This is a genomic window from Terriglobales bacterium, from assembly GCA_035567895.1.
Lineage (GTDB): Bacteria > Acidobacteriota > Terriglobia > Terriglobales > Acidobacteriaceae > Gp1-AA112.
In genome coordinates, this window is the sequence record DATMPC010000002.1 from 1 (window position 1) to 11,582 (window position 11,582).

Sequence of the window (11,582 nt, forward strand, 5' to 3'; positions counted from 1 at the left end):
GTGGGCCGGCTCACCCTGGTGCGAACATTTGCCAAGTCAGATCTTCTGCGCACCATGAGCTTTGTTTCTATACCAGCCCTAGTGGCGCCCATGCTCGGACCCATCGCCGGAGGTCTCATCGTCGGGTATCTTCACTGGCGCTTCATTTTCTTCCTTAATATTCCAATTGGACTCACGGGTTTGATCCTGGTTTATTTGCATTTGCCGGACTACCGCGAAGAGCGGACCCCTCCGCTCGATGTTGTCGGGCTCATCCTCTTCGGTTCTGGGGTCGCATTACTGTCTTATGTGCTGGAGATATTCGGCGAGCACACTCTGAGCACAGGCGCGATGTCCGGATTGCTGGTGCTGTCCATTGCCTTGCTTGCCGGATACGGAATCCACGGGAGCAGTCTTCCGTTCCCTTTGCTGAAGCTCAGGCTATTCCGCATTCGCACGTTCCGCGCCGCCGTAAGCGGCAGCTTCTTCACTCGTCTTGGAATAGGCGGAGTGCCATTTCTCCTGCCGCTCCTCTATCAGGTAGGCTTGGGCTTCACCCCGATCCAGTCCGGTCTGCTCGTCATGCCCCAAGCAATCGCCTCCATGAGCATGAAAGCAATGATGCCACGAATTCTGCGTCGTATCGGGTATCGTGGCGTGCTCATCTCCAACACTTTAATTCTCGGTGTCCTTCTGATGGTGTTTGCAACGATCGGTCTGCGAACGCCTGTTTGGGCCATCGTGCTGGAGGCTTTCCTTTACGGAGCGTTCACGTCGCTGCAATACACGAGCATGACTACGCTCGCATTCGCCGACATCGCCGAAGAAGACGCCAGCAGCGCAAGTTCCATCGCAAGCACCATGCAGCAGATGTCGATCAGCTTCGGCGTAGCGGCGGCGGGGCTAGCCACAGCGTTTTTCGTTCCCAGCACGCACTCCGATCCGACTGAAATGATTCATGGAATCCATAAGTCTCTCATTGCTCTCGGGATCTTGACCATCTTATCGACGATTGTCTTCCGCAGTTTGAGGAGCGGCGATGGCGACGATGTGAGCCTGCATAAGGTTCTTCACCCGGGAGGATGACCCAACTTGTTGACATCCACCGAGCCAGCTTTGATCGATACCGATCAGGCGCCTGACGTAAGTGATCTCGGCCCACGTCGCAAAAGTTCCGGATCGCCGCTGAAGCCCGGCAAACTGGAAGTTGTTCCGGGCGAGAAGTCGGCTTATGGGAAAGGTGCCGCGGCTTCCTTGCGTTCGCGGGAGATCTCCTCGAAGCCCGTTTCTGGATAGCTTCCGGGTTGGGTGACCCGTAAATCGAGCTGGTCCGCGTTATGAGCGTAATCGCCTTGGTTACAACATCTAGACCCGATTGTGGAATCTTCCCCATGGAAACCTGCACCTCGGCCTATTAACAACAGTAGGAGAATGAGAATGTTCCAAGCGACGCCGCTTCAATAAACTCTGCCATCGATCACTCTCTCACTTTGGTTTTGCTGAACCGCCTTTCAGTTCCTCGGCGAGGATCGGAACCCCGAGGTTACAGGCCTGAGCGCCCTGCGCAACGCAGAGCTTCAGCACTTCCATGATTTCTTCCATCGTCGCGCCCAGCTTCAGCGCGGCTTTGATATGGCGCCGCGTCCCGGGCGCGTACATGTGCGTGTAGGAGGCGTCGAACGCGATACTCAATAATTCCGCCAGCTTGGGGGGGATCAGCGCACCTGTATAAACCGGCAAGCCTGCGGTGATGACCTGCTCAGTCCACAACGGATCCAGGTTAAAGAACGGATCCCAGGCCGTATTCCATTGACCGATCTCTCGCGCCTTGTCGCACAGGGGAGTCGGCACCTTGTTGTTCGAGGGTGGCTCCGCTCCGACAGCCTTGGCCTCTTCCAGCAGAATCGGAGCGCCGAGGCTGCAGCTGTGAAGGCCAAGCAGCGATGCCATCTTGAACACGGTCAGAATCTCCTCGCGAGTCGCACCCGCATCCAGCGCGCCGCGGATGTGCCGACGGGTGCCCGCCTCATCTAGGTTCGTACAGGCGCAGTTCAGCGCGAGGGAGATCAACTCCACTTCCTTGCGCGGCAGAACCCCGCTGGTCCATGGGTTCGTGCCCACCCGCAACAGCGTTTCCGCTCCTTTAGGATCCCATTCATGCAGCTGGGCGAAGGTCGCATCGTCCCAGGGTCCAGGAGACTGCTTGCTCATTGGAACTACTTTGGGCGTAGCTTCGCTCTTCATTGTTGCCTCCAACAATTTTCTGTACCAGCAACCGTTTGGACTAGGGACTTACTATTTTGCTGACGTAGTTAGCTCTCCTGCGCAGGGCGTCACGCAGCCGAATTCGCAGTTTCGTCCGTGGCCACCATGATTTTTCCGTCCACAACCTTGACGGGGTACGCCGCCACCCCGAAGCCTGGAGACGCAAGCGTGCTCCCGGTAGTGACGTCATACTTCCAGCCATGTCCGCGGCACGTCACGATCTTGCCCTCGACCTTCGAAGTTCCTAACGACAGTCCCTGATGCCGGCAGGAATCATCAATTGCATAGATTGTTCCATCTACGTTGAAGATCGCGACGTCTTTGCCGTCGACCCTAACGACCATGCCGTTTCCCGGGGGAAGCTGTTCCACCCGAGCTACTTCCACAAAGCTCGCCATGAGTCAGATCACCTTTTGCCTTGGTAACTGCGATTATGCCTGCCCGCGAGGATACCGCCTCTATTGTGAGAGAGTATCCTCGCGGAGCAGGCGCGGGCCCGAATCGAGCTTGGTTACGCGACCTTTACCTTTTTCGTAACTTTCTCCTCGAGTTCCTGCCAAGGTATCGGATGCATGCAGGACGAAAACTCCGGCGGATGAAGCCTTCCGTCGGTATCCTTGACGATGAAACCCAGTTGACCGTCCTTGCGGTTTGGCGGTAGGGCAAGGTTTGCGAGGGTTTCTTCGACACTGTTGTACCAGACTCCGATCTTGAGGATCTGTCGTGCCTCCTCGCCCGTCGCCACCTTGCGTTCGAGCAAATTCGCCATCTTCACGGCCTGCTCGATCTGTTCCACCGTGGTCATGCGCACGCCCTTCCTGCGCCACATGTTGTCCTCGATGCCGACCCGCACGTGGATCCCGAGAGCGATGCCTATGGCAGTAAACGGCGCCACCGTTCGCCACAAAGACTCGGTCGACGCAGTAGAGCCGTGTGGGGACCGTCGGACGTATTCCATGAAGTCGAAGGGATTGCGGCCGGCCCCAACTCCGCCGCCAATCGCCACTAGGTTATGGTTCAACGGTCCCATATAGACCCCATGGCGGATCAGATTTTCGATCTCCTCGAGGGTGTGGACGTTCCCGAGCTGGAAATAGGGCTGGATTTGATGTTGGCGGAGGCGCTTCAGGTGCTCAATATAGAACTCCGGTGTCGCGTCAGCCACCATATTCTGATAGGCCTTCTGCATCGCGGGATTCTCTAGCTGCGTTCCCTTGACGTCGTCCGGCGTAGTGAGGGGCAGAATGTTCATCTGGCCGGAGCCGATAACGATCGTTATCTGATCCGGTTTGGGCTCAATTTCAGCCAGCATGTGTCGCGTGTCATAGCCCTGCCATTGCGCCTGTTCTCCGGGCTCCGGCGCGAACGAGATCGAGCCGCCGATCTGCAGGACCATTTTCGGCACTGCCTTTCGCAGCAGCCCGATGAAGTAGGAATAATCTTTGAAGTTCTTGGAGACGTGGCCGGTCTTGGGATCGCGCACGTGGACGTGCAGGAGCGTGGCGCCGGCATTGTAGCAATCTACCGCCTTCTGGACCTGCTCGTCCCAAGTGATGGCGATGTCCTCGGGGTAATCGCTCTTGAGCCATTGCGGGCCAAATGGCGCCGCCGTGATGATCAGAGGCGCCTGATTTTCGGGAAGCAATGAATCCTGTGTGAAAAACATGGTTATTCTCCTCGTAATGATTTTTTAAGTCGTGTAACGACGTGACAAAAAGCCATCCCTCCGCAGTGTTGATGGCGGGCCTGCTCTTTCCAGCCTTTGACATCCGTAGCTCAAGCGGACAGAACTCCTGTAGGCCTTTCAGGTTCCGCACCGTAAATTCCAAAACTGAGTTGTCCTCCAAGCCGGTGCGGGCGGCCAACTGGCAGAACTACTAGGTCTCAAGGAGCATGCGAACCCATGGTTGCTAGGAGGTGGTTGGCGATAAATCGCCATTACACTCACAGCTCCCGAATCGGGCCGGTCACTTGGAGGGTCGTCGGCAACACGGAAGTTATTGCGGGCCATAAGTCGGCTTCTGGGAAGTTAGCGCAGTCCAATCGACTCCCGAAGGGTCAGAACTGATTGCATAAGAACGAAGGCTCCAGCCAAAACTCCAGAGTATCTTTCGGTTGAGGACCAAACCAAAAGGGGACAGCCTGAGAGGCTGTCCCCAATTATCCCAATTATCCGTCCCCAATATCCCGTTTTTGGCATTCACCATATACTTATGCGGGGAAGGCTATGGGCACCCAAGTTGCCTCGATCATTGCATTCGTCCTCCTGTCATGGTTCTGCCCCTTCCAGTGCCGAGCCGCCGAGTGGCGCGATCCTTCGTCGCATCGTGTTCAGTTCGTGACCGTCGAGCCAGGAGTCAACCTGGAAGTGCTCGACTGGGGCGGAAGTGGACGCGCTCTCGTCCTGCTGCCTGGCTATCAAAGCGCTCATATCTTCGACGACATCGCAATCAAGCTCTCGATGTTCTCCCACGTGTATGGAATCACTCCGCGCGGAATCGGCGCAAGCAGTCATCCCGAATCAGGATACGATGCGCAACACCTCGCCGAGGACGTACTCGAAGTCCTTAGCCGCCTCAACATCGATAGGCCAGTGCTGGCAGGTCACTCCGTAGGCGGGCAAACTATGAATGTACTCGGCGCCCAGCATTCGTCGCGCCTTGCCGGATTCGTTTATCTCAACTCCGGTGAAGACGCGACGCTAGGGCAGGAGATTTGGAAACGCATCAAGCTCGATCCAGCCCAGGTGGATGCAGCCCGAGCCAAGCTGCCCGCCGCAATGCGTGATCCACCGCCTCCACCAATCGGGAAGTCATTCACCGATCTTCAGGAATGGCAGAAGCAGGCACACGGAGTAGCGTTTCCCGAATCTGAACTGCGGCAGCTCTATGCAACAAATACAGACGGCACTGTAGGCAAATACCTCCTTCCCAGGAGTCTGCGAGACACAGTCGCCAGGAATCTTCAAAGACCCGATTATTCCGGCATTCTCGTTCCCTCACTGGCACTCATGGCTCTGCCGCCTCGCTTCGAAGACGAAATTAGACGCTACGAGCCGGTAGCCGACTTCGAAGAGGAAGCAATGCGAGAAGTCCACGACGCAGATCTCGCTATTGCGAGAGAACATATTCAAGAGCTAGAGGAAATCCTGAACATCCAGATCGTCGAAATGCCCGGTGCTAATTCCTACATCTGGCTCTCAAATCGAAAAGAAGTTGTGCAGCAAATGGAGCGCTTTCTGACGAAGATATCGTCCGAAGAGCTCGCAGAAGCAAAGGCAGCCAAGGAAGTCGAGAAAGGATACGGCGAAGAAGTCTTCGAGATTCGCGATGGGATTTCACCACCCCGCGTGAAGTATCAAACCGAACCTGAATTCCCGGAAGGAGAACGTCGAAAGCACCGCCAGGGACAAGTGACGATAAGAGCCATTGTGGGAACAGACGGTCGAGTTCATCATCCTCGGGTTATTCGCTCAATGAATCCCGAATTTGATCGGCAAGCTTTGACAACGATCAATCAGTGGACCTTCGAGCCGGCTATAAAAGACGGGCGCCAGGTCGCGGTTTACATCACGGTGGACATGATGTTTCGTCTGTATGGAAACGGGGCGATTACCAATGGACCTTGTTAGCCCTCCACAGACCGTCATCCTGAGCCCGCCGTGGCGGGCGAAGGATCTCCCGTGATGCTTGCGACCAACAGGGGACAGGCTCTCAGGCTGTCCCCAATATCTCCTTATAGATTGCCTGCGCGTGCGATTGCACGGCCTGAAGGTGCGGCGCGAGAAACGCATCGCGGTCCTGCCCGTAGTTGAGTGCCGCAGTTCCGCCTGTTGTGAGGAAAGTCGCATCTGTCACACCGAGGAAGCCAAAGACCGACCGCAGATACGGCTCGACAAAGTTGAAAGAGGCCATCTGCGTCTGCGCATCATAGATCCCGCCGGTCGCGATGATGAACGTCGCCTTTTTGCCCGTGAGCAATCCTTTCGGCGTTCCATTCCCATAAGAAAAGGTCCTGCCCACGCGCGCGATCTGATCGATCCAGAGCTTCAGCACCGAGGGCACACCGAAGTTATGCATCGGCACTCCGATGACGTACTCATCGGCCTGCTCTAGTTCGGCGACCAACGTTTCCGAAAGCGCCAGCAGTTCCTTCTGTTGTGGAGTGCGCGCCTCTTCCGGCGTATAGGCCGCACCCACCCATTCGGCGGTGACAGGGGGGATCTGTGTTGCGTTAAGGTCGCGGTCGACGACCGTTCCATCCGGGTGCGAAGACTTCCATTGAGTAACGAACGCGCCGGTAAGCTGACGCGAGACGGATCGCCCATACAGCGGGCTGGAATTGATGTGAAGAAGCGTGGGCATGACGAGAAACCCTCCAATACGACAACTGATGTGTAATAGACATATGTCGATTCTATAAATCGACAAGTGTCGCTTAGACATCTAATGCCGTAGAAGGGGCTATACTTAGAGCGCAATGGCAGTTGCAACCCAACCCAACAACACAGCGGAAAACACGGACCCCCGCGTTATCCGCAGCCGTCAGATGTTGATGGAGTCGCTGCTTAGGTTATTGGCCCGCAAGGAGTTCGATGACATCTCCATCCAGGAGATCGCCGATGAAGCCACCCTGAACCGGGCCACCTTTTATCTCCATTACCCCGACAAGGACGCCCTACTGCAGGCCATGACGGGGGCCCGCTTCCGCGATCTGATCGCGCGACGCGGCCTTTCCTTCACAAACTGCGATGGAGCGCTGCGCGCCATTGCGCTAGGCGTCTGCGATTACCTAGCCGAGAGTACAGGCTGCCCTGGTCAGTTGGCCAAGATGCCGCTCGAAGGTTCCATCATTCCGGTCGTGGAGGGCATGTTTCAGGAAGGCGCCGCGCATCATGCGATGGCACCTGGCGTTGATCCCAAATTGCAGGCAACCACAGCTGCCTGGGCCATCTTCGGGGCCGCGCGACGGTGGTATCAGACTCCCGACCGCATTCCCGCCGAGGAAATGGCTGCCAAGATTGAAGCGATGGTGAAGCCGATCTTCCTTACCGCTTCCATCTAGGTTCGTCACCAATTTCACGAACTCTACGAAAACATTCCACGTACGATCAGTTACATTGACTCACCCACCCGCTACCGCGGGCGGTTCTGCAATCGTGCTTCGGCTGCGGCCCGGATCGACTTGGGCAGTGGGCACGATTTCCGCGTACGCCGGTCCATATGGACACCGGTCAGTTCCGTTACCGCCGCGACCTGGTTCATCTGCACATTTCTCATCTCGTGCTGGAAGCGAATGACCTTCTCGCGGACTTCGAGTATCTCCGAGCGTACTTCGACTACGTCGCCGGCTAGCAGCTCCTGCTTGTAGGAAGTATTCTGCTGCACGGCCGCCATTCCGCACTGCTGTTCCTCAATATACGAACGGGTGATTCCCAATTCGGCGAGAAGGCTCCAGGTGGCTTGGTCGAATTTGCCTGTGTACCACATCACGTTCATGTGGCCCATCTGGTCGCATTCCCAGGGATACACCACACCCTTGTAGGTAACCGTCTGCATTGCGCGTGAACTCCATTGAGAATTCGCCATTGCTGGACAAGAATCACTCCATCTAACCATCCTGAGCGGAGGAGGGTTCTTGTACCCCAAGAACGAACACCGCGTTCTCGGGGACCCCACATTCCCGCGCGCTTTCACCAGCGCAGGAGACCGGAGTCGAAGGATCTTGTGGTTGTTTTTGACTTTCCTTTGCGGTGATCCGGCCGTCGAGGTGGAATTCGAGTCCGTATTTGTCTTCCCATTCCGAGATCAGATCGCGCCACTTGGGTTTCATCTTCGTGACTAGAGCGTTCTTGGCGAAGGGTGCGCCACCCGTCCAGAGGAGTTCTTGCAATTACCTTTCGAGGATCTCTTTGTAAGCGTTAAATGCTACCTTCTTGGGTTGTATCGGAAGAACTGTGTCATAGCTGCGCGTGTTGTTGCCTACGAGCGGTAACTCCAGGATTGGGATCATGCCCTTGCCGAAATCGGCATAGATCGGCAGCAACATGGCGAAGTTGTCATTGACGTCGCTCTGCGTGAGTGAAACGTGGAGTTTGGTTTTGCCTTCGGTCCCCGGTGCTAGTTCGTAATTGAAGTTGTATTTCGGCACCTGCGTCCCGTACACCCACTCATTGAAGAACCAGTCAAGGCGACCGTTCCTCTGTAAGTCCATAGCCTTGGTAATGTGTTTTTCAGCGATCGCTTTGAACGATTCCGTCGAAGCCGAGCCGTCCTGATGGCTGGCCACAAAGTCATGCATCATGTCGATGAAGGCTTTGTCGTGATCCTCAGAGCTGTACATCATCGAACGAAGCATAGCGAGGATATAGGCGCCCTTCGGATACGTGATGTTCTGATATGCATCTTCGGTTCGTGGCGACATCAGCCTTAGGCCGAGCCATAATGGTCCGGCGTCATTAGGAGCGATACCGAACTTATTTTTCTCGAGAATGCGCTTTTTCTGACGGTCCCAGAATTCGATGTAGTCTTTCGCCCAATCCTTGGCTTGCGCCTGCTGAAGAAACAATCCGGCAGAAAATTCGGCGAATCCCTCCGAGAGCCATTGATCGTGATAGGACGCCCAACCCACAGCGTGTCCCCACCACTGATGGGCAACTTCGTGCGGCGTTACCTCCCGCACGAACCCGGTGAACTTGTTGTCGATTGTGCCGAATAGCATCCAGCGCTGCGTGGAATCGATGTACGCCGAGATCGGCAGATACACCAGGTTCGGCCATGACTGCCCGAAACTAAAGTTAGGCTGCTCGGTGATGTAGATGTGATCGAACTGAGACTTACCGAAATAGTAGGTGCATAACTGCAATTGAGCGCGTGTCTGTTCCAGCGCGTACTTAGTCATGGAGCCCGGCGCCATACCCCGCAATGCGGAGTCCTCATATGGGCGAAGCATGTCCGGAAGCTCCGAAAGGAAATAGCCTTCGATGCTATATCCCGTTTTTGGATCGGGCAGCTCGATTTTGTGATACTCGCCGAAGTTAAAGCCTGCGATGGCGACTGGAGTGGACGTGGTCCAGTGGCTGGCAGCGAAGTCGCCTTCTGTCCACTCTTTATCCAATTTGCCGACGCTGATTACCTTGTACTTCTTAGGCACCTTGTAAGTAAGGTCATAGAGAGCCCGCTCATTGAAGCCGTTCAAGTCGGGATACCAGGACTCGCGCGCCTGCACGTAAAAGCTTCCACTGCCTGCCTTGGTTAAGACCTTGTCGCCCGAGTACTCTGCCGTGATGGAATACTCTTTTCCTGCCTCGGCGGGCTGGGGAAGAATTGCATAAAACGATCCGTCCTGCTTTCGGCTTTCCTGGATGAAATAGAGGTCACTGCCTTCCGCATCGCTCACGCGCGTCACGCGAAGATTCGGCAGCAGACGAAACCTCGCAACTCGCTCGCCGGAAACCAGAGGCGCAAAAGTAATGGTCGTAACGCTTGTCAGATGATCGTTCTTGCCGATCACCGTTTCCACTTTGAATTTCCGTGCCGCGAGAAAGCGACGCTCTTCATGCGAGCTCGCCGTGCCTGCCGTGTACTCCTGCTCGGTGTGGTCAAGATAGAGGATGCCGTCGTCCATGCCGCCGGGGTCATAGTTAATGAGGGCTACTTCCTCCGGAGTGCTGAGCGCAGGAATAGCCTGGCCACGCGGTCTGTAAAGGAAACGCAGATCTTTGTGCTTCGTGCCGTGTACATAGGCGTCGAAGAATCCTGGGCGAGCGGAATTGTAGAGCGCTGACAGAACCTCCGCATCGACATTCTCCATGGCCTCGCCATGGAGCAGTTCCTCCGTGAATCCCAGCGGAATCTCGCGTCGCTGGCGAACACTATCACGCCAATGATGCAACGCCTCAGCCGCTCCCGCCGGAGTTGGAGCCTCCTTGTCCGGCTTCGACGCCGCCAGCAGAGCGCGAGTGAACGCACCCGCGTAACGAAAGACGATCTGGGTAAAGTCTTCGTCGACCTCGTCGGACTTGATTCTACGTTTAACCTCTGCGCGAGCGATGCCGGTTACCGGCTTGAGACTAAAGTGCCCGCTCCCCAGAAATATGGCGCCCGTGACAACGCCGTTCACTGGAGCAAGAAAGGTGATCGTTCCCTGGTTGAGTTGGAAGGTGGCGGCATCGCACTTCACTGTGAGCGCGTCCACGTGGAAAGAGGCTCCCAGGCCGACGTTACGCAAATTCTGGTAGATCGAATCGCTGTTGGCGAACTTGGCGGATTTCCCAAGGACGGTGACTTCCTCCTTGGCTACCGGAATTGCCAGTTGCAGATCGAGAGCTACCGGGTTCGCGGCGACTTCAAGGCTTCGCTCCAACGGCTCGAATCCTTCCGCCGTGACCCGAATGGTGTAGGTTCCAGGCTTCAGATCCGCAGAGACGAAGTGCCCCAAGCCGTCAGAAACAACAATCACCGGCTGGCTCAGTTCACTACCACGAATCTCAATCCTTGCATTCGGTATCACGGCCCCAGTACCGTCTTTGACGGTTCCAGAGACGGTCGCGGAATTCAAGAAAGTGGGAAAAAGCACCGACAGGACAAAGCAGAGGAGTTTAAGGAATACGAAGCGACGAAGGACCATTTTGGCACCTGGGCCGAGATGTTGACCGCAGCATTCTGAACGAAAAATGAAAAAGTGGCAATCCAAGGAGAAAAGTTTTTTTGAAACGTGGAACGGGGGTTGGGTTGCCCTGGCTTCGGTCGCCCACCGGACGAACGCTGCGTACGGCTGGTGTTGGCTCGGGCGTTTGCGGCTGCGTTCCCGGGCAATGGAAGGGTGGCGCACCCTTCGCTGTTCTTGTTCTTGGCGTGCGATACCGAAGAAAGTGGTGCCGCACTCTTTTCCGCCCCAGCGACAAACAGCCAGAACCAACCACACGATCCTTCGGCAAGCTCAGGATGACAAGAGTCGCTGGGGCCCCGGCTTTTGCGGTTTTCAAAAGGGTGCGCTGACGATGCACGTGGTCGATCCAACTTGCCATCGAAGCATGATGCGAGACTCGACCAAAAGCTAAATCAACAAACTAGTTGTTCCACCCTGCTCGTGCCGCCCGTCCGTACGTAGTCGGGCGTCAGTACCGTTCGCGGTAGCGAATGGGTGCGGCTCTCATCTAGTACCAGCGACTCACCCAGCGGCTACCTCCACCCCAGCAACCGCAACAGCGGCGCTCGCCGCCATCCCAGATTGGGCAGAGGCGGCCCAATCCGGGAGCCCTGGTGCTGGGGACCCCGGCTACCGCCGCCGGTACTGACCTCGGCCCAATCGGCACTCAGCATTCAGGAATACCAAAC

General features: G+C 56.2%; 11 protein-coding genes. 5 read left to right on the forward strand and 6 right to left on the reverse strand.

Features of this window, described 5'->3' with window-relative positions; all coding sequences use genetic code 11:
* Positions 1-1,065: MFS transporter (locus tag VNX88_00865; protein HWY67179.1), on the forward strand; the 1,065-nt coding region annotated here is incomplete at its 5' end.
* A gap of 6 nt (positions 1,066-1,071) precedes the next feature.
* Positions 1,072-1,275 (forward strand): hypothetical protein, encoded by a 204-nt coding sequence (locus VNX88_00870; protein HWY67180.1) that lies wholly within the window; start codon positions 1,072-1,074, stop codon positions 1,273-1,275.
* Positions 1,276-1,464: 189 nt separating this feature from the next.
* Here the strand turns inward: VNX88_00870 and VNX88_00875 are convergent, their stop codons facing one another.
* The 3 genes from VNX88_00875 to VNX88_00885 all read right to left on the reverse strand — a co-directional run bounded on the left by VNX88_00875 (position 1,465) and on the right by VNX88_00885 (position 3,910).
* Positions 1,465-2,223: a carboxymuconolactone decarboxylase family protein gene (locus tag VNX88_00875; GenBank protein HWY67181.1), complete on the reverse strand. Its 759-nt coding sequence runs from the start codon at positions 2,221-2,223 to the stop codon at positions 1,465-1,467.
* An 89-nt stretch (positions 2,224-2,312) separates the two neighbouring features.
* The gene (locus tag VNX88_00880) at positions 2,313-2,642 is read right to left on the reverse strand and encodes a Rieske 2Fe-2S domain-containing protein (GenBank protein ID HWY67182.1); all 330 of its coding nucleotides are present in this window, start codon (positions 2,640-2,642) and stop codon (positions 2,313-2,315) included.
* Positions 2,643-2,755: 113 nt separating this feature from the next.
* Positions 2,756-3,910 (reverse strand): 3-keto-5-aminohexanoate cleavage protein, encoded by a 1,155-nt coding sequence (locus VNX88_00885; protein ID HWY67183.1) that lies wholly within the window; start codon positions 3,908-3,910, stop codon positions 2,756-2,758.
* A 561-nt stretch (positions 3,911-4,471) separates the two neighbouring features.
* On the opposite strand from VNX88_00885, the gene VNX88_00890 reads away from it, so the two are divergent.
* Positions 4,472-5,875 carry a TonB family protein gene (locus tag VNX88_00890; protein ID HWY67184.1) on the forward strand — a complete coding sequence of 468 codons (1,404 nt, stop codon included), beginning with the start codon at positions 4,472-4,474 and terminating at the stop codon, positions 5,873-5,875.
* An 82-nt stretch (positions 5,876-5,957) separates the two neighbouring features.
* Here the strand turns inward: VNX88_00890 and VNX88_00895 are convergent, their stop codons facing one another.
* Positions 5,958-6,608 carry an NAD(P)H-dependent oxidoreductase gene (locus tag VNX88_00895; GenBank protein HWY67185.1) on the reverse strand — a complete coding sequence of 217 codons (651 nt, stop codon included), beginning with the start codon at positions 6,606-6,608 and terminating at the stop codon, positions 5,958-5,960.
* 115 nt (positions 6,609-6,723) lie between these two features.
* Between VNX88_00895 and VNX88_00900 the strand changes: the two genes are divergently transcribed.
* Positions 6,724-7,308 carry a TetR/AcrR family transcriptional regulator gene (locus VNX88_00900; GenBank protein HWY67186.1) on the forward strand — a complete coding sequence of 195 codons (585 nt, stop codon included), beginning with the start codon at positions 6,724-6,726 and terminating at the stop codon, positions 7,306-7,308.
* Between the two features lie 71 nt (positions 7,309-7,379).
* Here the strand turns inward: VNX88_00900 and VNX88_00905 are convergent, their stop codons facing one another.
* A complete protein-coding gene (locus VNX88_00905) occupies positions 7,380-7,832 on the reverse strand; it encodes a thioesterase family protein (GenBank protein HWY67187.1) in 453 nt (150 codons plus the stop codon).
* 304 nt (positions 7,833-8,136) lie between these two features.
* Positions 8,137-10,803, reverse strand: coding sequence for a M1 family aminopeptidase (locus VNX88_00910; GenBank protein ID HWY67188.1), 2,667 nt, complete (start codon positions 10,801-10,803; stop codon positions 8,137-8,139).
* Positions 10,804-11,388: 585 nt separating this feature from the next.
* Between VNX88_00910 and VNX88_00915 the strand changes: the two genes are divergently transcribed.
* Positions 11,389-11,582, forward strand: a 194-nt coding sequence (locus VNX88_00915) for a hypothetical protein (protein ID HWY67189.1), incomplete at its 3' end; no start/stop codon positions are given.